Here is a 23901-nt window from a genome sequence, read left to right as displayed (position 1 = left end):
CTCGCGTTCCGCGGCCTTCGAGGCGCCACACCCCGCGACCGCCGATCCTAGACCCGCGTTTCCTGCGGGCGCAGGTGGCTCCGAGCCGCCTACTCGTCCTCGTCCAACTCTACCACGGCCTTGACGGGAATGCGCACGGTAAACGCACTTCCACACCCCAGTTCGCTTTCCACCCCCACGGTGTAGCCCTGGGCCGCGGCGTACTCGCGAACGAGCGCCAGACCCAGCCCGCTGCCGCCGTAAATGCGCGTGGTAGAGCTATCCACCTGGAAGAACCGGTCGAAAATGCGCTCCTGATTCTCCTTGGCGATGCCGATGCCGTTATCGGACACCGTCACCAGCACATCTCCGGTTTCCTCCTCGCGCATCGCGGAAAGGGACACCGTGCCCCCAGCCGGCGTGAACTTCACTGCATTGCTGCCCAAGTTCTCCAGAATGCGCATCATCTTCTCGTAATCGCCGGAAACGAGCGGGACATCCGGAGCCACCGTCGTCGCCAGCGTTACCCGCGCCCCCACAGCCAGAGGGCCGATGGTGCTCTGCGCCGACGCCACGATGTCGCCCAGATCCATCAGCTCCATAGACACCGCCATCGCCCCCGCGTCCGACCGGGCGATATCCAGCATGTCGTTGATCATCCCCAAAAGCACCGAGCTCGACTTGCGCACCTCTTCCCAGCTGCGACGCTCCTCCTCGTCGGCCCCGCCCGACTCCAACGCAATTTGGGCGAGCGTGATGATGGAGGTGAGCGGCGTGCGCAGCTCATGGTTCACCATAGAGAGCAAATCGCTCTTCACCTGGGATTCCTTCGCCAGTTTCTCACTTAAGGCCTCCAGGTTATCGCGCTGGGCAGCCAACTCCTCGTTGGCTCGGCGCAAGTCCTGGGTACGCGCCTCCACCTGCTCCTCGAGCTCCTCGTAGGTAACGCTCAGCTCGCGGGACATGACATTGAAGCGATCGATGAGACTCGCCACCTCGCGCGCCGTGCCCGCGTCGTCCATGGATTGCCGAAGACGTCCTTCGCCCACTTCCCCGAACGCCCTCTTCATAGCCTCAAGCGGCCGCAGCACGAACACGGTCATGAGCCCGAACACCACGATGCCGATGAAGGTGGCCAGAAGCAGGAAGAAGCCCACGTCGCGGACAACGTTTTCCCGCAGGGCCTGATACTGCTGCTCCAGCGGAATGACGATGCTGATGGCGCCCCCGACGGAGTCCAGCGTCCAGCCCTCCTTGGGAAAGCCGGTGACATCGATCTCCCCGGCCGGTTCGCCATGGCACTCAAGGCAGCTCTCGTTTACCCTGAGCGCCTGCACATAGCGGAACTGCGCGGCGCCGTTGTCGGCCGAAGTTTGGGCGCGGTCGACCTCGGCCGGGTCGTCGCTCACAATGCGGAAGAACTCCTGAGTGTCCTTTTGCTCGTTGAACAGGGCCAGCGCCTCGGTTTCGAAGGCATCGGGCTTGTCCTGAGCCCGGCGCGGCTCGAAGTTCGTGTAGCGGATGGAGTAGTTGTTGCCCGCCGAGAAGATGGCGCCGACGCTCTTGCCGACGATGGCGCAGTGCAGCCCCTTGAACTCGTAGACGCCCGTCGTTGTGTTGTTGATGGTGTGCTGGGAGTTGTCCATGAACTCCCACACGGCGTCCATCTCGCGCGCGAAGGTGCGCGCCTCCTCGGCGAGCGAGTCCTCCATGTTCTGGGTTTGCATGCGGATGTCGAAGAGCGTGAACACCGCGGTGGCCACCACGAACACGAAGGTGAGCACGAGCAGCGATACCACTCGCAAGCTGATATTGCGTATCCTCATGGCCACCCCCTCGCACCGACAAGATTCTCCAAGTTCCCATGGTAACCCGACGCCCATGCACCGCAGCCTAAGTTTTGCCTAAGCTTTCGATTAACAGGATATTAAGGGATGAGGGGTGGAAATCTTGACGGGAAGTCGATAAAGTGAGGGCGAAAGCTTCGGCGCGCTCCTTGTTCCCTGTCGGCGGCGCGCATCTGGGCTGCACCGAGAAAGCATCGTGGAAAGGAAGAGCCTCGTGAGCCTTCGCCCCCTCCTCGCATCGCGAAAGGCAGCCAGGGCCTTTGCCCTGGTTCTCGCGGTGTGCCTGGGGCTGTCCATCATGCTGGGAGCCGCCGCGCCCGAAAGCGATGCCGACGAGGTGCCGCCCTTCCGCTTCACGGGGCGCATGGGCCAGGGCGTGTGCGACACCTTGTGGGTGTGGACCCACCACCTTGATGAGGCCCGCCAGGATGTGCTCACCGAGCAATCCCTGCAGGCAGCGCGCCGGGCCGAGCCCGCACCTTCGGCCGACGACGACAGAACGCCCAATGCCGCAAGCAGCCTCATCTGCTTCCTCGGCGAGGAAGTGCCCTATCGCCAGGGCGAGCCAGCCGACATCACCGCGCCCGACGGCTACGCCAGCACCTGGGTGGGCACCGGGTGCGTCTCCGACAACGCGAACACCTACTTTATCGGCCACAACCCCGGCGTCTTCGAGCGCGTCATGGATTTGGAAATCGGCGACAAGATCACCGTGTTCGACGACGACGGCGCCTCGCGTACCTACTACGTCTTCGACACGCTCTTTCTGCCCAACGGGTCGAACTACTTCGTCTACGAGGGCCGCATCGCGCCGACCGGCGAGACCATCACCCTGCAGACCTGCACCGGAGACAACCAGCGGGTGCGCTGCGTCATGGCCCGCTAGGGGCGACGGGCGCGAACGTCGCGCGAAGCGCTCTCTTGTCGTGGTATCATGCGTACATTCGCCGTTATCGGACGGCACACGATACGCGGGGGCGTGGCGGAATTGGCATACGCAGCGGACTTAAAATCCGCCTCTTCGGATTGTGGGTTCGAGTCCCACCGCCCCTACCATCAATCTTCCCGGGCGGCCTCGAAGATCATGCCGTGGAGGATGTCCGATTCGCTGGCCGTGTAGGCGTCGGCGCCGGCCAGAGCCAGCACCTCTTCCAAAATGACGAATCCGGCCACGATGACGCCGGCGCGCTTCGGGTCGAGGCCCACCGTAGCCTTGCGCTCTTCCAGCGGCTCGGCGGCCAGACGTTCCTCGATGGCCGCAAGCTCTCCAGCAGCGACAACGGCCTTGTGCACGCGGGAGGAATCGTAGACCTCCATGGCCTCGCGGATGCTCACGACGCTCGTGGCCGTGCCGGCCACGGCCACCACGCGGTCGATGGCGAACCCGGCGGTGGCCAAGCCTTCGAAATACGGCGCCATGGTCTCGCGAATCCACTGACGGGCCGCATCCATCTGGTCTGGCGTCGGCGGATCGTCGCGGAAGAACCGCTCCGTCACGCGACGGCACCCGATGTTGAAGGAATGGGAAGCAACGGGATCCTCGCCGAAGCGGCCGGCCACCACCTCCGTCGAACCGCCGCCGATATCGACGACGAGCAGGTTCTCGCCGGGGAAATCGCTGGAAGCGCCCAAGAACGTGAGCTGCGCCTCCCGGGAGCCGGGGATCACCGCCAACGTGACGCCGCGCTCTGCCAAGCGGGCCGCGAACTCGGGGCCGTTGGCCGCATCGCGGGAGGCTGAGGTGGCCATGGCGATGAGCCGTCGCACGGGATGCTCGGGGGTATCGTAACGTGCGAGCACCTCCAAGTAGCGATCCACGCAGGCGAGCACCCGCTCGATAGCCGCCTCGGACAGGCGCCCCGTAGCGTCCACGCCCACGCCTAGATCGGTGATGGCGTACTCCTTGTCCACGTCGATGATGCGTCCGTCCTCCACGTCCGCCACAAGAAGACGGCAGGTCACCGTCCCGATATCCAAGGCCCCATAGCGCCCATCAGCGTACGTCATATCGTGCTCCTGTCGATGTTCAACCTTATTCCACGCCGAAGAGGGGATCGAGGAGATCCGAGTACCAGGTGTCGGGGGCGGTGATGTCCTCGGAAACGATGTTGCCGCGGAACTCGGAGGCCTCGTCCTTTTCGTCCAGCCCGCTCACGGACACGGCGTGCTCGCCCTCGTGCACCCAGCCGAGCTGCGTGCGGGCCGCGTCCTCGATGCCGGCCTCGGTGGAAAGGGCATCCACCGACGCCTCGATGGCGGCGTTGCGCTCCGTGACGGCCTCGTACTCGGCGGCGAGGCGGTCTCGCTCGCGGATGTCCTGGTAGAGCTGCTGGGCCGGCCCGTAGAGGAAAGCCGCCCCCAGCCCCAGGCACAGAACCGTGGCGCAGGTGACGATGAAAGGCGCCCGAGTAAAGAAAGGAGCTTTCGCCTCGGGCATCTTGACGCGCCCAGAGGCGCCCGATTCCTTCTGCTGCATCCGAGACGAACGGCGGTGCGACGAGCCCATCTCGCCTTTGTACACGGCGGCGCGCGGACCGGCTTGGGAGGCGTCCGAGGGCTTGCCGGCCTCGTACTGGCGATAGTAGGCGCGACCCGCCCGCTCTTTCGCGCGCTGGCGGCGCTTCTTGCCGAACCGGGAGGTCAGGCGGCCCAAGGGCCCCAAGGGGGCTTCCAGCTCCTCGTCGTCGACATCTGCGGCGCGCGCGGCCCCGCGCGATTCCAAAGAGCCCGGCCCGCGGTGGGCGTCGCTCATGGAAAGGGGCGCGTAGCGAGAACCGGATGCCGGCGCGGCGAACGACCGGGCCGAAGAGCGCCCGGCGCTTGCGGCTCGACCGGTCACGCGCACCTCGAAATCCGGGTCATCGGCGAAGCGGCCGGCATGGGCGCGCACAGGCGGCGTCTGGCGCGCACGACGATCCGACGCAACGCGTCGCGCTGTGTCGAAGGAAACGATATTCGCCTGTCGTGGCACGGGAGTTCGCTCGTCCTTTCGCTGCCGGGGTTCGTTTCTGGTGCGGGTAGTCAGTCGAAAGCGGGTAGATTATCGGTCAGGCGCCGAGGCGCCCCTTGCTCACAAGTCGAGGCTACGGACGAACGCGCCCCATTTCTCGAAGGAGGCATCGCTGATGGCGTGTTCCATCTGGCAGGCCTCGACTTCCGCCACCTCGGGCTCGACCCCCAAGGCCTTGGTCAGAAAGTCGAAGAGCATGCGATGGCGGTCGAGCACCGACCGACCGTAGGCGTAGCCCGCCTCGGTCAGCGTGATGTCGCCGTAGTGCGGTTGCACGACCAGCTCCTGCTCCTTCAGAGCGGAGATGGCCTTGTTCACCGACGCTTTGGAAACGCCCAGCTTGTTGGCCACATCCACCGAGCGCACGGGCGCGTCGGTCGTGCCGCCCAGCATGACGATGGCCTCGAGGTAATCCTCGTGGGACATGGACGTTTTCACCACAGCAATCTCCTTATCGAACAAGTCAGATCATCATAGCACGGCGCGCGAAGAAAAAAGAGGCTCGGAGCCGAAACTTCCGAGCCTCTTTCACATTGTCTTCGCCAAACGGTTACGGACGGCGCGGGGCCTGATCCCCCACGGCCTTGGCGGCGGCTTGGGCCATAGCCTCGGCTGCCTGGCAGCACGGCGGCATCTCGTCACCGGCACCCGTGCCGTTGATGCGGCTTGAAACGGTCGGTCGAACGGCCGAAGCGCAGTGGGAGCAGCCGGCGCAGCCCCCTTCTCCATCGCCGCAGTGGTCGCCGCAGTCGCACAGGCCGCGGCGCGTCATGCGCCGGATGGCGAGCACCGCCAGGGCCAGGATGACCAAAAGGATGACGACAGTGGGGAAATTGAGGCTGAGCTCTTGCATAATGGCTCCTTGCAACTTAGGCGTTCTTTCTCGCCGCTTCCAGCCTGCCCGCGCCCTTGGGCTTGGCGGCCGGGCGGAACAGCAGGTACAGCATGCCCGCGGCCACCACGACAGCCAAAGCCGTGAACGGGCCGAAGGCGATCTCACCGGCGATAAGGCCGCCGAACTGGTAGATCATGAGGCCCACGCACCAGGCGAAGGCGCACATGTAGCCGATGGCGGCCCAGGTCCACTTCGCCGACATCATCTGGCGACGGATAGTGCCGATGGCCGCGAAGCACGGCGCACACAAAAGATTGAAGGCGCAGAAGGCCATGATGGCCGCCGAGCTGCCGCCGAGCATGGCGGCAAACGAGGCCCACAGCGACGGGTCGGTCTCGCCGATTTCCTCGCCGAGGCTCGTGATGACGCCTACGGTGGCCACGACATTCTCCTTGGCCACAAGGCCCGTGATGGAGGTGACGGTAGATTCCCAGTTGCCGAAGCCGAGCGGCGCGAAGATCCAGGCGAGCAGGTTGCCGAGGCCGGCCATGAGGCTGTACTGGATATAGTCGTCAACCTCGGGGTCGAGCAGGCCGAAGGAGCCCTCGTAGAAGCCGAAGTTCAGCAGGAACCAGATGACCATAGAGGACAGGAAGATGATGGTACCGGCTTTCACCACGTAGCTGCGCACGCGCTCCCACATGGAAAGCAGTACGTTCTTCACTGTGGGCAGATGGTATTGGGGAAGCTCCATGATGAAGGGGGCCACCTCGCCGGAGAAGGCGCGGAACTTCTTCAGGATGATGCAGGACAGGATGATGGCGAACAGCCCCAGGAAGTAGAAGACGGGCGCGACCCACCAGGTTGCCTCGTAGTCGCCGCCGGCAAGGGCGCCGAAGACGAGCGCGATGATGGGCAGCTTGGCGCCGCAGGGGATCATGGTCGTCGTCATGATGGTCATGCGGCGATCCTTCTCGTTCTCGATGGTCTTGGTGGCCATGACCGCGGGCACACCGCAACCGGAGGCAATGAGCATTGGGATGAAGGATTTGCCGGACAGACCGAAGCGGCGGAACACGCGGTCCATGATGAAGGCGACGCGGGCCATGTATCCGCAACCCTCCAAGAAACCGAGCAGGATGAACAGCACGATCAGCTGCGGGATGAAGCCGATGACGGCGCCCACGCCGGCGATGATGCCGTCCAGCACGAGCGACTGCACCCAGGGAGCGGCGCCGATGGATTCAAGCCAGCCGCCCACCACGACGGGCACGCCCACGTGGTAGAAGCCGTAGTCGGCCGGATCGGGCTCCTCCAACTCGCCAGCTTCGAAGGCAGCCACGCCCTCGTCGGTCTCGAGGATGCCCTCGAACTCCTCGACGGCGGCCTCGTACTGTTCGGTGCCGGTGTAGAGCCAGCCGTCGCCGAACAGGCCGTCGTTGGCCCAGTCGGTCACGATGGTGCCCACGGTGGACACCGAGATGTAGTACACGAGGAACATGATGACGATGAAGATCGGGATGCCCAGGATGCGGTTGGTGACCACGCGGTCGATCTTCTGGGTGGTGGTCATGGTCTTCGGGGACTTCCTCACGCAGGCGTCACAGACCTCAGTGATATTGTCGTAACGCTCGTTGGTGATGATGGACTCGGCGTCGTCGTCCTCCGCATCTTCCAGACGCTCGCGGATGGCGGCGATCTTCGAGAGCGCGGCGGCCGGCAGGTTCAGCGCGTCGATGGTGAGCTGCTCGCCTTCCAGGAGTTTGATGGCGTACCAGCGAGCATGGCGGCCCTTGATGGCCGCGCCGGCCACGTCGATGACCCGGGCTAAGGCCTCTTCCACCTCGTTGGTGAAACGCAGGGTGGTCGCAGGGGCGGCGCCCTTCTTGCCCGCCTCGATGGCGGCCTTCACGACCTCCTCCATGCCGCGGCCCCTGAGCGCCGAGGTCGGCACCACCGGGCAGCCCAAGCGCTTGGCAAGGGCATCGACATCGATCTTATCGCCGTTTTTCTCCACGAGATCCATCATGTTGAGGGCCACGACGGTGGGGATGCCCAGATCGATGATCTGGGTGGTGAGGTAGAGGTTGCGCTCGAGGTTCGTCGCGTCCACCAGGTTGATGACCGCGTCCGGTTTGCCGCTCATGAGGTAATCGCGGGTGACGATCTCCTCGGGGGTGTAGGGCGAGAGCGAGTACACGCCGGGCAGGTCGGTGACGACCACCCCCTTATCGGCGCGGTAGCGGCCCTCTTTTTTCTCAACGGTCACGCCGGGCCAGTTTCCCACGTACTGGTTCGCGCCGGTCAGATCGTTGAACATGGTCGTCTTGCCGCAATTGGGGTTGCCTGCAAGGGCAATGTTGATAGCCATGATCAGCCTTTCCTTCTCCAAAAAACCGTTGTTCGCCGGGCCCTTCTCGCGCCTCCCAATGCGCGCCGCGGCGAAGACAGAAGTTAGATAAAACTAACTAGAGGGGAGAAAAAATGCGCCCTCGGGCGCAGGGGAGGTGCGGCTCCCCTAGGATACGAGCACGTTTTGCGCCTCGTTCTTGCGAAGCGACAACTCGAACCCGCGGACAGTCACCTCGATGGGGTCTCCCAAAGGCGCCACCTTGCGCACGTAGATATCGGTGCCCTTGGTGATGCCCATATCCATGATGCGGCGCTTGATGGCGCCCTCGCCCACCAGGCGGCGCACCGTCGCCGATTGCCCCACGGGCACATCGCGCAGGGTCTTGTCCTCAGCCATGTTCTTCCTTTCTGTCCTCTCGGCGATTCCGGTTGATTGGGTCGGCACGACAACGCAGGCGCCCCGCGGCGTCCGTCATTGCGATCGCGCGACGACACGAACGCCTCTTGACGCCCATCTTTGCGGGCGCGCGACGGGCGTGCCTTCTTATGAAACGATGATCTTCGCGGCCACCGATTTATCGAGCGCCACACTCGCGCCCTTGATCTCCACGATGAAGTTTCCTGCCTGCTCGGAAACGACGGACACCTTCGCTCCCTCGACGAACCCGAGGTTCTCGAGATGATGGTGCACATCGCCCTTTCCCCGCACGCGGACAACTTGAGCGGCATCGCCGCGACGCAGGAACGTCAGCGGCATCGGCTGGCACGACGCGCCCGCGCTGCTGGCCCGGCAGACGGCGCTCTCCATAACCATCGCATTGCTCATGATGACTCCAATCAATGTTAGCTGCATGCAACATTGTATTATAGCCAAAAGTTAGACTATGTAAACCCTAAAAGTTTGCTTTTTCATACTTTGTCACGTGAGCGCGAAACTCGCACAGTCCGCCTGAAACGCCCCGCCAAAGGGCGGGCGACGTGGTATCCTTTATCCCATCTGACCTCTTTGAAAAAGGATGATTCATGGCGCAACGCATCGATCGGGCCGCCTCGTTCGGCCAGAACCTGTACGTGGACACGCGTGGAGCAGCCGGCGAGCCGGTGCCTTTCACCCAAGCCGTCATCAACGGCCTGGCCCAAGGCGGCGGTCTCTACGTTCCCGAAGAGCTGCCGACGCTGAGTCTTGACGAGATCTGCGCTCTGGCGCGTCTCCCCTATGCCCAGCGGGCGGCCGCCATCTACAAGGCGTTCAACGTCGACCTGCCCGACGAGGCCATCGACGAGCTCATGGGCCGCGCCTATGGCGACAATTTTGACGATGAGGCCATCTGCCCCATTACCTCACTGGACGAGAGCACCCACATCCTGGAACTGTGGCACGGGCCGACGAGCGCCTTCAAGGACATGGCCCTGCAGTGCCTGCCCCATTTCTTCTCGGCCAGCGCCGAGAAGTTGCGCGAGGAGGGAACGCTCGATCACGAGTTCATGATCCTCGTGGCCACCTCCGGCGACACCGGCAAGGCCGCCCTGGAGGGTTTCAAGGGTGTAGACGGCGTCTCCATCGGCGTGCTGTTCCCCGATGGCGGCGTGAGCGACATCCAGCGCAAGCAGATGGTCACCACCACCGGAGACAACGTGCAGGTATGGGCCGTGCGCGGCAATTTCGACGACTGCCAGACCGGCGTCAAGCACGCCTTTGCCGACGAGAAGTTCGCCGAGAAGTTGCTGGACGAGTACCGCATCACCCTTTCCAGCGCCAACTCCATCAACTGGGGGCGGCTGCTGCCTCAGGTGGTCTATTACATCTCCAGCTATGCCGAACTCGTGGCGGCGGGCAAGATCGAAGCCGGATGCCCCATCGACGTGTGCGTTCCCACGGGCAACTTCGGCAACATCCTGGCCGCTTGGTACGCCAAGCAAATCGGGGTGCCCATCGAACGGCTGCTGTGCGCCAGCAACGACAACCGCGTGCTCACCGACTTCATCAACACCGGCACCTACGACATCTCCGACCGCGAGTTCATTCTTACCTCCTCTCCCTCGATGGACATTCTCGTCTCCTCCAACCTCGAGCGCCAGCTCTTCGAGCTCACGGGCCGCAATGGCGAGGCTATTCGCCAGTGGATGGCCGATCTGGCCGACGCCCGTTGCTTCCGCGTAGACGCCGAGACGTTCCGCCGCGTGCGGGAGAACTTCAGCGCCGATTCCGTGGACAACGCCACCTGTCTCGCCACCATCCGCGAAGTGCTCGACGCCCACGACTACCTGCTGGATCCCCACACCGCTGTGGCCTACGCCGCCGCTCAGAACCTGCGCGGCGAGAACCCCGTCCTCATCGCCTCCACGGCCCACTGGGCAAAATTCGGCAACAACGTCTACCGGGCGATTCACGGCATCGAGCCTTCTGGCGAGTTGCCCGCGGACGTGGCCGCGCTCACCGGTTGCGAGCTGAACAAGCTCATCGCCGAGGAAACGGACAAGCATCACATCCCCGCCGGACTTGCCAACCTGGATACAATGCAAGTACGATTCACCGAAGTTATCGACAACGACGTCGAGGCCATCGAGGACGCCGCCGAGGCGTTCCTCACCCGCTAGGCCTCCCGGGAACGGAAGCGATGCCATCATGGGCCAGTTGAAGAACCTCTCCACCACCGTCCGCCTCACCGTGGCGAACCCCTCTTCCGAGAACAAGTCCGCCTTCGGACCGGGCATCGCCAAGCTCTGCCTGGGCGTGCGCGAGATGGGCTCCCTCAACGCGGCCGCCAAGGGCATGCGCATGGCCTACAGCAAGGCCTGGCGCATCATCAAAGACACTGAGGAGACACTCGACGTGCAGCTCCTCCTGCGCGACGGGGCTCACGGCTCCACGCTCACCGAGGACGGAAATCGCCTCCTCGATGCCTACCTGGCCATCGAGGAGCACCTCTCAGCCGAGGCCGATCGCCTCTTCAAGGAGATGACCCGCTAGACGGGCTCGATCTCTATGGTAAGCGAACTCCCCCGGGGCTGAAGCCCCTCGGAGCGCACGCGCAGACGCCAGCCAGGAACGCTCATCTCCTGGGCGGTGGGGGCGGCAGAACCGCCTTCGCCGCCTCTGCTGGCAGCGCACTCCCCTTCCCCTCCATCTACGGGCCAGGGCACTGCCTTCGCAGAGCGGGCCGCCTCGAGAGCCGGATCGCTGCCGAAACGGTACAGGCACCCGAAGCACGTATCCATGTCATCGAACAGGGTGCTCTCGCAAACTGGGCAAATTTTCATCGATGTCTCCTTCTCTTGGTTTCGTTCTTAACCGCTCCTCTGCCGCCCGACGTTTCCGGAGCGGCCTGAGTTCTTGCGAGAGCGGGCGCCCTCGGCTTTCTGCGTCGCGGAGCATCGGGGAGCAGGCACACATCGCCTCGGACGAACCAGGGCCCCGGCCGGGCAAAGCGCTCCACTACCGCCCAGGCTCGACCGCAACGCAGGCGCGCCCCCGGCAGCACGAGACGATGAACCGCTATCACCCGGCCCCTCCTGTCGAGAAAGGCAACGTCCAGAGGATGCCGCATCGTCAGCGTGTGCACATCGCGACAGCGCGGGAACACCATGACCGTAGAATCCGGCCTGCGTCCCGCCAATCCGCGCAACCGCAGAAGCGGGCTTGAAGCTACCACCCATCGGCCCTCGAACGGGGCCCGATCGCCATCCCTTACCGTGCAAAGGCGCGCAAACGCCGTTTTTGCGTCTCCCCTCATCCCATCGGCGCATTTACTTGAAGGACCACGCATAGCACGTCGCCCACCCATGTGCAGCTGAGTGCGAGCCATGAGCACCGCCCTCCTTCCTTGACTCCCGTCCATACTCCTTCTTGGCCACTGGCCACCAGTGCCCACCCGCGTCCCTCCAGCTCGCCAACGAGGCGATCGGGCAGGCCGTCCCCCTCCTCAACGAAGGAGACCACCGACCAGTCGTCATTGGCCCGCAGCTCCTCGCGACCGTTCACATCAACCACTTCCTCGGCGAACCAGTTGGGGGCCTCCCACGCCGCGCGCAGACCGACGTCGGGCTCAAGCTCCCCTGGCGCCCCGGGCAGCATGGCCTCCCCCATCGGTTGCCCCAAAGCCAGAGCGAGCAGGGGGGCCAGGACAAGCGCGAGGGCGCACCCGAATCGACGGCGCCATGTCTTCCCGGCACCCATCAGAGCAGCACCCCCGGCCGATAGGCGTCCACCGTCAGATCGACCTCGTGGACGAGCCTCGGAAGAGAGACACCGAACACCTCGTCTTTAAGCCCCAGCCCGAAAAGCGTAGGGGCAAAGGAGAGACGTCCGCAATAGCGCTGATAGGAGCCTGCCCGCCCCTGAACCGTTACCTCGATTGCCAGGTTGGAAGTACCCAAAGCCTCCTCCAGCTCGCTTTCCACAAGAGCGGCCACCTCGGCCGGCCCCTGGCCCGCATCGGGCGACGGAGCATAGGCGCAGATGGCTTGACGGGCCAGCTGGTCAAAAGCCGCGCATGCCTCGAAAAACGACAGCGCGTTCACGACGATGACGGCGAGCACAATGGCCACGGGAAGGACGACAGCCAGCTCGACGGTAGCCTGGCCCGCATCCCCGCGCTCCTTTCGCAGAACGTCCATAGCTCACTCCCATCTCTCGAGATACGTCGGAGCGCCGACGATGCTGCGCAGGGCTGCGAAAGCGCCATCGACAAGTCCGGTCGCTCCTTCGGCCAAGGTGGCGGGGAGGGTCACCGTCAACGGAACCGAGACCCCTGTCAGAGGAATCTCGACAACCGCAAGGGTGATCTCCAGGGAGGCCAAGCGCTGATAGGCCTCGTCGCTCACCCGCTCCGCTAGCAAACCGAGGGCATCGCTGGAGGCCTCGGGGCGCGCCAATGCCTGCTCGCGCAGAGAGAGGTACCGGGCTGACCAGTCGCCGCCGCCAGCGCGCGCCACGGCTTCCGTGCCCGCAAGAACCGGCTTGAGGGGAGCCGTGTCGGCCGGCTCGAGGCCCACCGCCTCGAGCCCTTCGCGAAGGCCATTGGCGGCCCACTCTCCCAATCCCGTCGAGCCGGCGAGCGGTATGCCCGAAAGCACGGCCGCCACGCCGTTCTCCAACCCTTCGGTGCCGCTGCTATAGGCCTCCAGGGCGCCGGCCCATCCGTCCAGCACCAAACCACCGACGCCGGAGAGCGCAGAGCCCGACCCCGACAGATCGTCAAGCAAGTCGCCTATCACCGACGCCTCCTCGCTCTCGTCCCGGATGAGCGTCGCCGCCGACGCCGCGGCCCGAGCGCCCAGCGTGCCCGAGGGCGCAAAAGCGCTCTCGAAGGCGGTCGGCTCCGACGTTCCCGTCGAGACGACGAAGGCGATGCACCCCGCCGCTCCGGGAGGATCCGCTTTGATGCGGAAGGCGCCCGCATCGCCGAGCGCGGCCAGAACCTCGTCCAAAAGGCCCTCCGCGTTGCCCTTCGCCGCGCGACTCAGCGGCTCAGCATCCGCTCTCGCCTTCTGGTAGTCGGCAGCAGCCTGGGCGACGGCGTCGTAGTGGTACTCGAACCCATTGTCGATGGAGGTGGAGGCCGAGGCCACCGACCCTAAGGCGCTCGCTGTGAACTTGCAGGCAGGGCAGGTTTCGAAGGAGCCGGACTCCCACTCCTCGGCCGACCCGTAATAGTCCACGAGCCCCGCCTCCGGGCAGCCGTCCCAGGCATGCATCACCGGCAGCTCTCCATCGACGGTCACCGGGTAGACGGGCTCGGTGTACAGCCGCGTGGCCCGCATCTGCTCGGTGTTCCGCGGAAAGCGGGGGAACGACGCTGAGAAGCTGTCGGCCGTCTCGTGGACGAAGGCCTCGCGCAGCTCGCTTATGGCATAGGCGTAGAATCGCTTGCGCAGGGCGCTGCGGGCCTGCTCCTCGGCAGAGTCCGAGGCAGGACGCTCGCTCAGCAGCCGCTCGCGGTAATAGACTCGCGCCCGTTCGAGAGGCACGGAGAACGACCAGCTGTCCACCGAGGCGAACAGAGGGTTATCGGCACCGCTCAGCCCTGCGAGGCGCCCCGCGCGCTCGTACATGCAATAGGACGGATTGTCGCCGCAGTCGCGGGCGAAACCCCGAGCCCGGGCTTCCTCGGCGGCACGCGCCGCCTCCTCGGCCCGGGACGCCGCCTCGGCAAGCTCGCCCTTGCCCGCTTCCACGGCCTCCTCCATGGACTCCTCGACCGCACTCGCCCCTGACGCAATAGACGACCCCTCGCCGGGCAGCAGCAGGGCCATGGCCGCATAGCCGCTCCCCTCACCATTGGCCGCCGCTACCGCCGCACCGTTGGCCGCCGCGAGAAACGGCAGCGCCCGCTGCAGCGCCCCCAGCCCCTCGCAGGCCTTCTGGGACAACGCGTCGCGCGCCTTGAGCACCTTCTGGCCGGCCGAAACGAGCTGGCTGCCCAACTCTGCCGCCGGCGGAACGCACAGGGCGACGACGCCGGCCCCGTACGCAATGTCCCCCAGAAGCGTGAGTGACAGCACGGCGGCATCGGCCACGCGCACGGCCACCATGAACTCGGCCACGGGGTTTAAGGCCGCGCATGCGGCGGCATCGGCCACCTCCTGCACCTCGGAACCAGCGGCATGGATGCGGTACACCTGGGCGGCAGAGAACAGCAGCGACAAGGTGACGAGCAGCGCCACGGCCATGCCGGCCGTCGTCGAGCCCTTCTCGTCGCGGAATATCGACCTACCCTTCATGGCGCCATTCACCTGCCTTTCCATTGACGCTCGCGCCATTCAATGATTCCTGAGCCCACGAGGCGCGCGTCGGCGCCGTCGCCGTCACCTCCACCACCAAGTTGCCCCGCTCGTTCACCATCCCGAGCAGCGTCGCCCCTCCATCCAGCAGGGGAAGCGGCCTCACCTCCGTCCGCACGGTCACCCGCGCGACATCCGCCGCACCGCCGCCCTCGCAACGCACCTCCCATGTGCAGCCGGAGTCATGCACATGGAAGACGTCGAGGGGCGGGATCGCCCCCAAGCGGCGGCGCACGTACTCCTCGCAAGTCGCCGCATCGCCGTCACTCGTCGCCAGAAGTCGGCAGCCCTCGGCCGCCGCACCGGCCATGACCATGCGGTCGTACAGCACGATGCCCGGCTGCACGAGCAGAAGAACGAGCAAGAAAACCACCGGCAGCGCCACGGCGGCCTCCACCGTCGACTGGCCGCGCGCATCGCGGGCCCTCGCACCCATCCGCCCCATTGCCTCGCACCTCCTTAAAACACGAGCATATCGGCGATCCACGTGGCCGCCCCAGCGAGATGATGCGACGCCGAGGCGAGCCCGTGATCGACGAAAAGCCCCTGGGACAAGGCCCGCCAGAGCGCCGCCCCGGCAACAATCACGCATAGGAAAGCCGCCGTGACGATGGCGTATTCCACCGCGCCCTGACCGCGCTCGTTCCCTAAAGGCTGTTTATTCCCGAGGCGATGGCGTCCCAGAGCTCTTGCAGCTTTGGCCGGAACAGGGTGATGGCGATGATGGCAATGACCACGAGCACCCCGACGAGAATGGCGTACTCGGTCGTCCCCTGGCCGCGCGTGTCCGCCAAGCGCGAGCGCACCGCGGCGCACCACGCGCGTGTGCGCCGATCGACCGCCTCCCGCGCATCCGCTACTTTTCCCACAACGGATTCGAGCCTCTTCATGTCGCACTTCCTTTCTCGTTCGTTTCATCTTCAAAAGCCCCCCGCCAATTCCAGAAGCACCGGCCCCAGCACGAGCATGAGCATGGCGGGCAGGATGAGCACGCCGGTGGGAACCATCATCTTCACCGGCGCCTTCGCCACCGCCTCCTGGCGACGCGCCTTGTATCCGCTGCGAGCCTCCCGCGCCGCGTCCTCCAAGTTGTCGGCCATAGTCGCGCCGAAGCGCAGGGAGCGCACAACGTTCTCGATCACCCGGGCGAGCAGCGGGGAGGCGTAGGAGTCGGCCACCTCGCGCAGCGCCTCCGGCCGCGATGCCAGGCCGCAGGCCCATTGGCGCTGGGCGCTTCGGAACGCATCGGCCAACTGCGTGCGGAAATACCCGGTGTACAAATCGAGGCTGCGGTCGAAGGACATTCCGCTGCGCATGCCGAGCGCCACCACGTCGAGCATCTCGGACAAGTCGCATTCCATGGCCTCGGCTCGCCGGCAACTTCGCCGCTTCACCGCCCAGGGCAACGCCCTCCACCCGGCGACGGCGCCGATGACAGCGAGCAGAGCCGCCAGCTCGGTCGTCGCCGTCAGTCCCACTGCACCGCCGAGAACCGCGCCGCCGAGCATCAGGCGCACTCGCGCCTCCCCATAGCCCGCAGGCGACAGCGCACCGCCAAGACCAGCTGCGGCCAAGCGGCACTCGGGCAAGGGCCGCTCCCGTAGAGACGACGGCGACAGGAAGTGGAACAGCGGACTTCGGGCCCGCTGGGACAGCTCCACCGCATAGGCGACTATCCGCGCATCCACTCCTTCTTCCCCGACCGCTGCGGCACGGCCGGTCTGGAGCGCGGACGACCCTTCCACCACCGCCGCGCGATGACGAATGCGACGCCGCCATGCCCCGACGATGCGCGAGGCCATACCTCCGAGCAGCGCCGCCGAGCCGACTGCAACGACCGCCGCCGCTCCCTGTACCCAACTTACATCCATCACAACCGCCTCCCCCCCGCATCCAGCATCCGATGCGCCAAGACGACGCCGGCCACCTGCATGACCAAAGCCGCCGCCAGAAGAGCCATGCCCGCCATGCTCTCGAAGAACGGCGAGAGGAAACCGGGGCTCATAAGCGAGAACAGGGCGATAAGCACGAACGGCATCGCCGTGACGATGCGCGCCGACAGCTGGGCCTGAGCCGTCTGCACCTTGAGGGAGCGGGCAAGGTCGATCTCGCTTTCCACCGACTCCCGGGCCGCATCGAGCACCGCCGCAAGACTGCCGCCGCTCTGATGCTGCACGTCCAGGGCAACGGCCACGAAAGCGAGTTCCGGCACATCGGCCCGCTGACGAAACAGCGCCAGCGCCTCCGAGGCCGTGCCCCCCGTCTGAAGCACCAGGGCCGCCGAGAGGAACAACTCACCGAGAGGGCCCTTCATCTCCAAGGCCGTCTGTTCCATCGTCTGCATGAGGGAGAGCCCCGCCCGAAAGCACACGCCCAACGAGCGCAGCGCATCGGGAATCTCGTCTCTCAAGGCGGCCTCGCGCCGTTCTGCATCGCTCTTCACCGCAGCGCAGAGCGCCACCAGAGCGCACCCCGCCACCGCCGCCCCGAATACCGGCGATGCGGCCATCACCCAGCTGGCGACAAGCAAGGCAAGGCAAGCGCCCAGAACCAGCGAGAGCAAGGCGTCGGACGTCGAGGCATAGCCCCGCTGCTCCAAGGCCATCCGCGCCCACAGGACATAGCGCCGCACCGGCTCGCGGCGCAGGAGCGCCTCGGCGACCGGCCGCAAGCCCGACACCCCGTGGCGCAAGCGCCAAGCAAGCCCGGGGTGGGCGGCTCCCCGACCGCCTTCGGCCGCAAGGGCCCAGGTACGGCGAAGGCGCTCGTGCCGGATCGTCGCAAGCCGCGCGACCAGATACCCCGCCGCCCCCGACGAGGCTACGCCGACTGCCGCAAGTCCAACGACCGCATCCATGTCTTCACCTCCCGTCTGTCCGCCAGGCCCATGGGAGCCAGCCGGTCGACCCACTGCGGATAGTCCAGCCAAAAGCCCGCTTCCTGGCCCACTTCCCACCGGTACAGCGTGCGAACGACGCAGCGGCGGCGCCCGTGGTCGAAGGACACCTCGGCGATCTCGGAGATGCAGCGGGCGCCCCCAGGACGGCGCGCCGTCTGCACGATCAGATCTAAAGCGTTGCCGATCTGCGCCTCGATGGCATCGGGAGGCAGCTCCACGGCGAACCGCACCATGGTCACCAGGCGCTCCACCGCCTCGCGCGGGGCGTTGGCATGCAGCGTCGTCAGCGATCCGTCGTGGCCCGTGTTCATGGCCTGCAGCATGTCGATGGCCTCGTCGGAGCGGCATTCGCCCACGATGATGCGATCGGGCCTCATGCGCAGGGCGTTCACCACCAACTCCCGTATGGTCACCTCGCCGGTGCCTTCGGCGTTGGGCGCCCGGGCTTCCAAGCGCACCACGTGGGGGTGCTCGTCGAACTTCAATTCGGCGGCATCCTCGATGGTGATGACGCGCTCCTCGTGGGAGATATGGCAGGAAAGGGCGTTCAAGAGCGTCGTCTTGCCGCTGCCCGTGCCACCGGAAACCGCAATGGAACGGCGCGACCCCACAGCCCAAATGAGAAACTGCTCTACCGTCTCGTCGAACGAACCTCTCGCTTTCAGCTCGGCCAGCGTCATGACGCGCCGCGTGAAGGCGCGAATGGTGAGCAGCGGCCCATTGAGGGAGAGCGGCGGCAGCACCGCGTTGACGCGATGGCCCTGGGGCAAGCGGGCGCTGGCCATGGGCGACGATTCGTCGACCCGCCGGCCCAAAGGGCCTAAAATGCGATCGATGAGCGCCCGCACCTGCTCGTCGCTCTCGAAGCTCACGCTCGCTCGGGACAGGCGGCCGTCGCGCTCTATGTACACGCTGTCCGTTCCGTTGACCATGATCTCGGTCACCGTCTCGTCGGCAATCAGATCCTCCAGCGGCCCGAGCCCGAACACCGTGCTGATCAGGCCCTCCACCAAGTCGCGGAACACCGCGGGCGCAAGCGCCTTCCACGGATCTCGCGTCGAGAGCCTCCGGCAGGCGGCCCGGATCTCGTTGCGCGCCCGCTCCGGGCTGTCGACGGCGATGAGCGCGACCCTATCCAGGGGAACCAGCTCGCCCACGGCCATCCGCAAGGACTCGAGCCCCGTTGCCACGCGCTCATCGTCTTGCTGATCGCGGGCGTCTTCCGCCACGCGAACCCATTCCAGAAGAGACATTTCCTCACCTCCTTACGATGCGCCCTTGGCCAAGGCGGCCTCGCGACGGCTCGCGCGACCCTTGCGTTTGCGCTGTTTGCCCCGCAACCCCGCGTCTGCCTTGGGCGCCAAGCCGATGCGGGCGAGAGGAGCCTGCACCCCCGCACTTGCAGGACGAGAAGCCAAGGGCAGCAGCTCGTCGAGAACACCCTCGATGCTTATGCACAAAGGGCTCGAAGCCTCTACCAGGCTCTGCGCCATGCCCGCGCCGAGCAGCTCCTCCACTTCGCGACCGCCGTCGGCCAGCTCCGCTACATGGGCCCCATCCAACGCACTGGACACGTCGATGGACGTGAAGGGCGCATGACGCGTGCAGCGGTTCACGGCGAGCAGAAACGATCCCGTTGCAATGCCGCAGCGCAGGCACAAATCGAGGGCATGGCGGCAGGCACGTACCGAGGAGGCGCGCTGGTCGACGAGGAACAGGGAGGCGGCAGCCCGTTCCAGCAGAAGGAGATGCACGTCGTCCCAGCCGCCTCCCGTGTTCGCGATCACGAAATCGAAGGAGGCGACGAGGACGTCGACGACCGATCCCATGGAGGCCGCTACGACCTCCGAGCGCTCCAGGGCGCGCGGAGCGCTGACGAGCACCAGCGGCGCCCCACTCAGCTCATCGGGTACTGCTCCCGTTCTCGCAACTTCTTCAACCGGCACCGACGGAGCGTCTCCCATCAGGGCCGCGAGATCCCCAAACTGCAGATCGGCGTCGAGCAACGCCGTGCGCAGGCCGCGCCGAGCCCCGAGAAGGGCCGTAAGGGTCGCCACCGTGCTCTTGCCCGCACCGCCGCTCCCACTCACCACCGTCAGCAGAAAGCCCGCGCGATTCTCTTCCTGCGTTTTTGCCGTCGTGAGAGCTTGTCGGACGCCTTCGGAGTCGGGTAGCGCCAGCGCGACGGATTCCCCATCGCCCCTGTCGCCATCGATGTTGCGCGCAGCTTCTTTCAGCAAATGCTCCCCCAGCTCCGCGGGGGACACGATGCCGTCCAGCTCGGCGGCCTGAGCCCGGGAGGCCACCGATCCCGTGCGATCCGCCGTCACAAGATAGACGGCCGTCTGCGGGCTGTCGCGCTTGCAGGCCGCAGCGAGATTAATGGGCTCTGCCCCTTCGCAGCACGACACCCACACGAAATCGAAATGCTCCTCGTTGACGCGCCGCCGAGCTGAGACCGCCTCGGCGCACACTTCCACAGCCAGGTCCTCCAGCACCGAAGAAAGCGAGGTTGCGCCGTCTTCCGCCATCGGCAGACTCTCGCCGTGGCCGCAGAGCAAGTAACGCTTGCGCTTCGTCATAGGTTCGCTCCTTCCCCCGTCGCCCCATTCTCAGGCGCCGCCGGTTGCCCAGAAGCGGAAGGCGCCTCGGCAGCGGGGCCCTCCACAGGCGTCTCCGCCGAAGCCGACGGCTCTGCCGCCTCCTGCCCCTGAGGCGCCGCTTCGCGAACCTCCCCTCCCGTCGAACCGTCCGATGGCGTGCTGCCACCCAAGGCCGGCAGCACGAAATAAAGTTCCAAGTTCTGCGCCGCCGCCACGACCTCCTGAACCCGCTCGGGCTCGACGGCCAACGTAACCCACTCCGCCGTCGCCCCCGATTCGGACGCAGCGCTCGTGGCCAGCACCAGAGCGCCGCCCACCAGCTTGGTCGTGGACACGGGGCCCGTGGCGTACACGTCCACTTCCATACCCGGCTCCACCGAACCACCCACGGCCTGCACGGGCCGCGCCGGCACGCTGATGGCGGCCATGCCCGCAGGCACCGCCAGTTCGGAGTCGGACACCTCGGTGCGCCGGAAGCAGAGGACTTCCCCCTTGATGACGTTCGAACCCAGACGTCTACCGATGATTTGGGAGGAATCAGTCACGGCAGTGTCGGGCAGAAGATCGGCCACCCACATCTTCGTGACGACGGCCGAGGCGTCCACCACCTCGCCCGCCGCCAAGTCGCGTTTGGCCACGCACACTTCCACCTGATCGCCCCCATAGCGCTCAAGCGCCTCGGCTCGGGCCGCGTCCACCTCCCCGCGCACGCTGGCCAAGTAGAGGGCCACGCACAACGCGCAGCACAGCCCGCAGGCCAGAGCACCCCATTTCGTCTTGTTGATTGCCATCGCTTCTCCTGACTTTCGGAAACGATGACATCATGCAAGATCACGACCGTAAAAATGACGCGGGAATGTCCCGTTTCGTTCCTCGCGCCGACCGTTATGGAGTCGCATCCTCGACCGCACTGGCGTCCCAAGGGCGAGGGGAATGCCAGGGCAAACAAGAAAGCCCCAGGCAACCCGGGGCTTTCTGCTTCAATTCATGGTGGTCGCGGAGGGATTTGAACCCCCGACCTTGTGCTTGTAAGGCACCTGCGCTCCCGCTGCGCCACGCGACCGAGCATATTACGCGCCTAAACGCGCGAGTCCGTATTGTGCCACAAGTTCCCCGCTGGGGCAAATGGAAAGCAGGGCGCCGAGACGATAGCACATCCCGCGCACCTCCCGGCACGGCGCCCGCTGCGCTACCTCGGCACAGCGGCCGCGGCATTGCCGCCGGCGTCGTCGCTGGTCGCGCGCATCCGGCCCACCACGAGCGCCGTAACGAAGATGGCCGCCGCGAACAGCAAGAGCACGCCGACCGCAAGCGCGACGCCTTCCGCCGCCGACCCCGTCGCATCGCCCACCGCCGCACGCAGGCCCTCGCCGAGCCAGTACACCGGCGTGAAGGTGGCCACGACGCGCACCGCCTCGGGCATAAGATCCAGGCTGATCCACGTACCGCCTAGAAACGTCAGCACCATGCCGGTGATGTTGCCCACGGTGTTCGACACACTCTCGCCGCAGCCCAGCTGCCCCAGCAGAAACGCGATGGCCAGCGGGATGAGCACGAACACGAGCTCCACCGCCAGCACGCAGGCAAGATCGGCCGGTGCGAGGGTGAATGCGGAATAGCCGAATGCGACAAGGCCGATGCCCATGATAACGGCCCACACGAGAAGCGCCACGACGAGCCCCGCCGCCGCCTTCTGCAGCCCCAGACCCAAGCCCGAGGTGGAGGAGACGGCAACACGCCGCCGCACGTCGGTGCGGTTAAAGGCCCCCATGAGAATGCCCACCGACACCACCACGGCCACCGTGAGCGGATAGGCGCTCCACATAAGATAGAAGACGAAGGCCTCGCTCCCCACCGCCGCACCCGGGACGGAAACCTCCTCGATGCGCGGCTCCTTCTGCGCGGAGGCCTCGGCCTGGGCCACCAGCACCTCCGGCGAGGCGTCCGGCTCGAGCACCGCCGCGGCCCGCACCAACCCCAGATACTGGTTCACCTGGGTATCGACCAGCGTGGCGGCCATCGACTGGAAGCTGAACACCGTCTCGAGATGAGGGCCGTCGCCGCCGTCGCGGGCCGCCGCCAGGTAGCCCTCCTCGAACCCGGCGGGCACGATGAGCAGATAGTCCACCAAGCCCGTGGCCACGGCATCCTGGCAGGCCCGCGCCTCGTCGGCCACCTCAACCGACGTTCCCCGCTCTTCGAGAAACGCCGCCACCGAGCGCGATAAGTCGCTTTGATCCCGATCGATCACCGCGAAGGGCACCTCGGCCGACTCGTAGCCCGCACTTGTCGCCGGCGGGTACACGCCGCTGGTGATAAACAGGCCCATGAGGCTCAAAAAGCCCACGTACACCAGCAGATAGATGGGATGCTTCGCCACCACTTCCAAGGCATATCTACAGGCTTGCATAGCGCTGCCTCCTCACGAACAGGGCCCCTACGGCGAACAGCGCGGCCGAGAACAGGCCGATGAGCGCCACGTTCCCCGCGAACACCTCCAGCCCGTCGTAGTAGTACAGGCTGTAGAACATGTCGCAGATGGCCTTCGCCGGGTTCAGCGAGGCCAGCACGGGGAATTCCCGCGAGACCATGTCGGCCAGCTCCATGCAGGGCTCGCCGTAGAGCCCCGTGAACAGCGAGAGCAGGCACACCACCCCGGTGAGAATGCCCGTCTTCGACCCCACATCTAACTTGGGAAGCGATCCGAGCGCCGTGCCCAGGGCGCAGGCGAGCAGCGATGCGGCGCCCAGTCCCGCCACGCACAGGCCCTCGCGGCCGGCAAAGTCGACCCCCACGACAAGACGCGTGTACAGAAACGCGATGAGCAGGCAGCAGAACGACAGCAGCCAGCAGGCCAGAAGCGTCGCCAGAAGCGTGCGCGTGCGCCCGATGGCCCCCAACGCCCGCCGCGCGCCCAACGGCGAGAGGTTCGGCTGGGTCCAGCAGACGGCCACCACGGCGATCTGGGCGCCGAACAGGGCCGCCATGGCGAACAGCGCGTAGTAAAAGCGCACCGACTCCTTGGGCGCGGCGTGGGTGAGCGAGACCTCCTCAGTCGCATCGACGCTCGAGAACATCGCCTCCAGACGGCCCGGATCGGCGAAGGCCCCGGGGTTCTCGCGGGCGATGGATGTCATCAGGTCGGCGTCGCGCACGTAGGTGCCCACCACCGATTCCAGGATGCTGCGATCGATAGCATCCATATCTGTCGTCTGACCGATCTGCAGCCCCGGCGCCAGGGACAGCACCGGCTCGCCGTCCTCGTCGACGGAGAACACCCCCATCACCTCGCCGTCGACGAGGGCCGATGCGGCCGCCTCCCCATCGGCGAAGCGGCGCACGTCCAGCAACCGATCATCGCTCTCTTCCCCCAGCGCCTCCGCCACCGCCGAAAACGGCGACGCGTCCCACGCCTCATCGGCCACCACGCCGGTGGGCACGGGGTCGAACTCCATGGCGCCGTCCAAGTTCGCGAACATGAACATGAAGATGGTCGCCATGAGGATGGGAAAGGCCAAAGACCAGATGAACAGGCTCTTCTCGCGAACGAGCGCCCGCAACGTGCTTGCGAACAACGTGCCCATAGCCCGCTC

Annotated in this window: 26 protein-coding genes and 2 tRNA genes; 4 read left to right on the top strand and 24 right to left on the bottom strand. The window is 65.9% G+C overall.

The genetic code is table 11. The features are described 5' to 3' along the window. Window positions 1-89: 89 nt before the first annotated feature. Window positions 90-1805: an ATP-binding protein gene (locus ACW4LP_RS08175; RefSeq protein ID WP_161127588.1), complete on the bottom strand. Its 1716-nt coding sequence runs from the start codon at window positions 1803-1805 to the stop codon at window positions 90-92. A 235-nt stretch (window positions 1806-2040) separates the two neighbouring features. Between ACW4LP_RS08175 and ACW4LP_RS08170 the strand changes: the two genes are divergently transcribed. Continuing rightward, window positions 2041-2712 carry a sortase gene (locus ACW4LP_RS08170; protein ID WP_173114234.1) on the top strand — a complete coding sequence of 224 codons (672 nt, stop codon included), beginning with the start codon at window positions 2041-2043 and terminating at the stop codon, window positions 2710-2712. 87 nt (window positions 2713-2799) lie between these two features. Beyond that, window positions 2800-2882 (top strand) — tRNA-Leu (locus tag ACW4LP_RS08165). On the opposite strand, the gene ACW4LP_RS08160 is transcribed toward ACW4LP_RS08165, so the two are convergent. From ACW4LP_RS08160 to ACW4LP_RS08130, 7 genes are all read right to left on the bottom strand, one after another. Continuing rightward, entirely contained in the window at window positions 2883-3833 is a 951-nt protein-coding gene (locus ACW4LP_RS08160) for a Ppx/GppA phosphatase family protein (protein ID WP_173114237.1), read from the bottom strand. A 25-nt stretch (window positions 3834-3858) separates the two neighbouring features. Then, the gene (locus ACW4LP_RS08155) at window positions 3859-4797 is read right to left on the bottom strand and encodes an FtsB family cell division protein (RefSeq protein ID WP_147319467.1); all 939 of its coding nucleotides are present in this window, start codon (window positions 4795-4797) and stop codon (window positions 3859-3861) included. Between the two features lie 99 nt (window positions 4798-4896). Then, the gene (locus ACW4LP_RS08150; RefSeq protein ID WP_256156232.1) at window positions 4897-5277 is read right to left on the bottom strand and encodes a metal-dependent transcriptional regulator; all 381 of its coding nucleotides are present in this window, start codon (window positions 5275-5277) and stop codon (window positions 4897-4899) included. A 109-nt stretch (window positions 5278-5386) separates the two neighbouring features. Then, window positions 5387-5689: a hypothetical protein gene (locus ACW4LP_RS08145; RefSeq protein ID WP_117284312.1), complete on the bottom strand. Its 303-nt coding sequence runs from the start codon at window positions 5687-5689 to the stop codon at window positions 5387-5389. A 16-nt stretch (window positions 5690-5705) separates the two neighbouring features. Beyond that, a complete protein-coding gene (feoB, locus tag ACW4LP_RS08140; protein WP_455803704.1) occupies window positions 5706-8042 on the bottom strand; it encodes a ferrous iron transporter B in 2337 nt (778 codons plus the stop codon). A 147-nt stretch (window positions 8043-8189) separates the two neighbouring features. Then, window positions 8190-8420, bottom strand: coding sequence for a FeoA family protein (locus ACW4LP_RS08135; RefSeq protein WP_161127584.1), 231 nt, complete (start codon window positions 8418-8420; stop codon window positions 8190-8192). A 147-nt stretch (window positions 8421-8567) separates the two neighbouring features. Then, window positions 8568-8849, bottom strand: a complete 282-nt coding sequence (locus tag ACW4LP_RS08130; protein WP_225885503.1) for a FeoA family protein — start codon at window positions 8847-8849, stop codon at window positions 8568-8570. 197 nt (window positions 8850-9046) lie between these two features. Between ACW4LP_RS08130 and thrC the strand changes: the two genes are divergently transcribed. Both thrC and ACW4LP_RS08120 read left to right on the top strand, forming a co-directional pair. Further along, complete coding sequence (gene thrC, locus ACW4LP_RS08125) at window positions 9047-10621, top strand: threonine synthase (RefSeq protein ID WP_302782819.1); 1575 nt, start codon at window positions 9047-9049, stop codon at window positions 10619-10621. A 28-nt stretch (window positions 10622-10649) separates the two neighbouring features. Next, window positions 10650-10994 (top strand): winged helix-turn-helix domain-containing protein, encoded by a 345-nt coding sequence (locus tag ACW4LP_RS08120; protein ID WP_022740658.1) that lies wholly within the window; start codon window positions 10650-10652, stop codon window positions 10992-10994. Here ACW4LP_RS08120 and ACW4LP_RS08115 read toward each other — a convergent pair. From ACW4LP_RS08115 to ACW4LP_RS08040, 16 genes are all read right to left on the bottom strand, one after another. Then, a complete protein-coding gene (locus tag ACW4LP_RS08115) occupies window positions 10991-11284 on the bottom strand; it encodes a hypothetical protein (protein ID WP_022740659.1) in 294 nt (97 codons plus the stop codon). The two genes, ACW4LP_RS08120 and ACW4LP_RS08115, sit on opposite strands and share 4 nt — an antisense overlap. After that, a complete protein-coding gene (locus tag ACW4LP_RS08110) occupies window positions 11281-11757 on the bottom strand; it encodes a DUF192 domain-containing protein (RefSeq protein ID WP_084280629.1) in 477 nt (158 codons plus the stop codon). Before ACW4LP_RS08110 ends, ACW4LP_RS08115 begins: the two co-directional genes overlap by 4 nt. Continuing rightward, window positions 11754-12200: a hypothetical protein gene (locus ACW4LP_RS08105; protein WP_302011374.1), complete on the bottom strand. Its 447-nt coding sequence runs from the start codon at window positions 12198-12200 to the stop codon at window positions 11754-11756. Before ACW4LP_RS08105 ends, ACW4LP_RS08110 begins: the two co-directional genes overlap by 4 nt. Next, entirely contained in the window at window positions 12200-12640 is a 441-nt protein-coding gene (locus ACW4LP_RS08100) for a hypothetical protein (RefSeq protein ID WP_161127579.1), read from the bottom strand. Before ACW4LP_RS08100 ends, ACW4LP_RS08105 begins: the two co-directional genes overlap by 1 nt. A gap of 3 nt (window positions 12641-12643) precedes the next feature. Beyond that, window positions 12644-14746, bottom strand: a complete 2103-nt coding sequence (locus ACW4LP_RS08095) for a molybdenum cofactor biosynthesis enzyme (protein WP_418379508.1) — start codon at window positions 14744-14746, stop codon at window positions 12644-12646. After that, complete coding sequence (locus ACW4LP_RS08090) at window positions 14736-15251, bottom strand: TadE/TadG family type IV pilus assembly protein (protein ID WP_232325605.1); 516 nt, start codon at window positions 15249-15251, stop codon at window positions 14736-14738. Before ACW4LP_RS08090 ends, ACW4LP_RS08095 begins: the two co-directional genes overlap by 11 nt. 14 nt (window positions 15252-15265) lie before the next feature. Continuing rightward, a complete protein-coding gene (locus tag ACW4LP_RS08085) occupies window positions 15266-15430 on the bottom strand; it encodes a hypothetical protein (protein ID WP_418379507.1) in 165 nt (54 codons plus the stop codon). Window positions 15431-15453: 23 nt separating this feature from the next. Next, on the bottom strand, window positions 15454-15696 hold the full coding sequence (locus tag ACW4LP_RS08080; RefSeq protein WP_231699517.1) for a class III signal peptide-containing protein: 243 nt from the start codon (window positions 15694-15696) through the stop codon (window positions 15454-15456). Between the two features lie 30 nt (window positions 15697-15726). Next, window positions 15727-16677, bottom strand: a complete 951-nt coding sequence (locus ACW4LP_RS08075; protein ID WP_303150509.1) for a type II secretion system F family protein — start codon at window positions 16675-16677, stop codon at window positions 15727-15729. Then, a complete protein-coding gene (locus ACW4LP_RS08070; RefSeq protein WP_418379506.1) occupies window positions 16677-17663 on the bottom strand; it encodes a type II secretion system F family protein in 987 nt (328 codons plus the stop codon). Before ACW4LP_RS08070 ends, ACW4LP_RS08075 begins: the two co-directional genes overlap by 1 nt. Then, a complete protein-coding gene (locus ACW4LP_RS08065; RefSeq protein WP_114539466.1) occupies window positions 17627-18958 on the bottom strand; it encodes a CpaF family protein in 1332 nt (443 codons plus the stop codon). The genes ACW4LP_RS08070 and ACW4LP_RS08065 overlap by 37 nt, the downstream gene beginning before the upstream one ends. 12 nt (window positions 18959-18970) lie before the next feature. Continuing rightward, complete coding sequence (locus ACW4LP_RS08060; RefSeq protein WP_455803703.1) at window positions 18971-20287, bottom strand: AAA family ATPase; 1317 nt, start codon at window positions 20285-20287, stop codon at window positions 18971-18973. Then, the gene (gene cpaB / locus ACW4LP_RS08055) at window positions 20284-21099 is read right to left on the bottom strand and encodes a Flp pilus assembly protein CpaB (protein WP_279056460.1); all 816 of its coding nucleotides are present in this window, start codon (window positions 21097-21099) and stop codon (window positions 20284-20286) included. Before cpaB ends, ACW4LP_RS08060 begins: the two co-directional genes overlap by 4 nt. A 197-nt stretch (window positions 21100-21296) precedes the next feature. Next, window positions 21297-21371, bottom strand: a tRNA-Val gene (locus tag ACW4LP_RS08050). Window positions 21372-21497: 126 nt separating this feature from the next. Then, window positions 21498-22718 carry an ABC transporter permease gene (locus tag ACW4LP_RS08045; RefSeq protein WP_418379504.1) on the bottom strand — a complete coding sequence of 407 codons (1221 nt, stop codon included), beginning with the start codon at window positions 22716-22718 and terminating at the stop codon, window positions 21498-21500. Then, entirely contained in the window at window positions 22705-23892 is a 1188-nt protein-coding gene (locus tag ACW4LP_RS08040; protein ID WP_418379503.1) for an ABC transporter permease, read from the bottom strand. The genes ACW4LP_RS08045 and ACW4LP_RS08040 overlap by 14 nt, the downstream gene beginning before the upstream one ends. Window positions 23893-23901: the final 9 nt, after the last annotated feature.

The sequence above is a fragment of the Adlercreutzia sp. CNCM I-6215 genome (genome assembly GCF_977072315.1).
The sequence above is the reverse complement of the archived record's forward strand: the minus strand, read 5'-3'. Positions and strand labels throughout refer to the sequence as shown.

Excerpts from the sequence above, each read along its gene's own strand:
- ACW4LP_RS08105 (WP_302011374.1), bottom strand. The coding sequence starts at position 12,200 with ATGGGTGCCGGGAAGACATGGCGCCGTCGATTCGGGTGCGCCCTCGCG.
- ACW4LP_RS08110 (WP_084280629.1), bottom strand. The coding sequence starts at position 11,757 with ATGAGGGGAGACGCAAAAACGGCGTTTGCGCGCCTTTGCACGGTAAGG.
- thrC (WP_302782819.1), top strand. The coding sequence starts at position 9,047 with ATGGCGCAACGCATCGATCGGGCCGCCTCGTTCGGCCAGAACCTGTAC.
- ACW4LP_RS08130 (WP_225885503.1), bottom strand. The coding sequence starts at position 8,849 with ATGAGCAATGCGATGGTTATGGAGAGCGCCGTCTGCCGGGCCAGCAGC.
- ACW4LP_RS08090 (WP_232325605.1), bottom strand. The coding sequence starts at position 15,251 with ATGGGGCGGATGGGTGCGAGGGCCCGCGATGCGCGCGGCCAGTCGACG.
- ACW4LP_RS08115 (WP_022740659.1), bottom strand. The coding sequence starts at position 11,284 with ATGAAAATTTGCCCAGTTTGCGAGAGCACCCTGTTCGATGACATGGAT.
- ACW4LP_RS08095 (WP_418379508.1), bottom strand. The coding sequence starts at position 14,746 with ATGAAGGGTAGGTCGATATTCCGCGACGAGAAGGGCTCGACGACGGCC.
- ACW4LP_RS08070 (WP_418379506.1), bottom strand. The coding sequence starts at position 17,663 with ATGGATGCGGTCGTTGGACTTGCGGCAGTCGGCGTAGCCTCGTCGGGG.
- feoB (WP_455803704.1), bottom strand. The coding sequence starts at position 8,042 with ATGGCTATCAACATTGCCCTTGCAGGCAACCCCAATTGCGGCAAGACG.
- ACW4LP_RS08160 (WP_173114237.1), bottom strand. The coding sequence starts at position 3,833 with ATGACGTACGCTGATGGGCGCTATGGGGCCTTGGATATCGGGACGGTG.
- ACW4LP_RS08060 (WP_455803703.1), bottom strand. The coding sequence starts at position 20,287 with ATGACGAAGCGCAAGCGTTACTTGCTCTGCGGCCACGGCGAGAGTCTG.
- ACW4LP_RS08045 (WP_418379504.1), bottom strand. The coding sequence starts at position 22,718 with ATGCAAGCCTGTAGATATGCCTTGGAAGTGGTGGCGAAGCATCCCATC.
- ACW4LP_RS08145 (WP_117284312.1), bottom strand. The coding sequence starts at position 5,689 with ATGCAAGAGCTCAGCCTCAATTTCCCCACTGTCGTCATCCTTTTGGTC.
- ACW4LP_RS08100 (WP_161127579.1), bottom strand. The coding sequence starts at position 12,640 with ATGGACGTTCTGCGAAAGGAGCGCGGGGATGCGGGCCAGGCTACCGTC.
- cpaB (WP_279056460.1), bottom strand. The coding sequence starts at position 21,099 with ATGGCAATCAACAAGACGAAATGGGGTGCTCTGGCCTGCGGGCTGTGC.
- ACW4LP_RS08040 (WP_418379503.1), bottom strand. The coding sequence starts at position 23,892 with ATGGGCACGTTGTTCGCAAGCACGTTGCGGGCGCTCGTTCGCGAGAAG.
- ACW4LP_RS08080 (WP_231699517.1), bottom strand. The coding sequence starts at position 15,696 with ATGAAGAGGCTCGAATCCGTTGTGGGAAAAGTAGCGGATGCGCGGGAG.
- ACW4LP_RS08135 (WP_161127584.1), bottom strand. The coding sequence starts at position 8,420 with ATGGCTGAGGACAAGACCCTGCGCGATGTGCCCGTGGGGCAATCGGCG.
- ACW4LP_RS08075 (WP_303150509.1), bottom strand. The coding sequence starts at position 16,677 with ATGGATGTAAGTTGGGTACAGGGAGCGGCGGCGGTCGTTGCAGTCGGC.
- ACW4LP_RS08065 (WP_114539466.1), bottom strand. The coding sequence starts at position 18,958 with ATGTCTCTTCTGGAATGGGTTCGCGTGGCGGAAGACGCCCGCGATCAG.
- ACW4LP_RS08175 (WP_161127588.1), bottom strand. The coding sequence starts at position 1,805 with ATGAGGATACGCAATATCAGCTTGCGAGTGGTATCGCTGCTCGTGCTC.
- ACW4LP_RS08120 (WP_022740658.1), top strand. The coding sequence starts at position 10,650 with ATGGGCCAGTTGAAGAACCTCTCCACCACCGTCCGCCTCACCGTGGCG.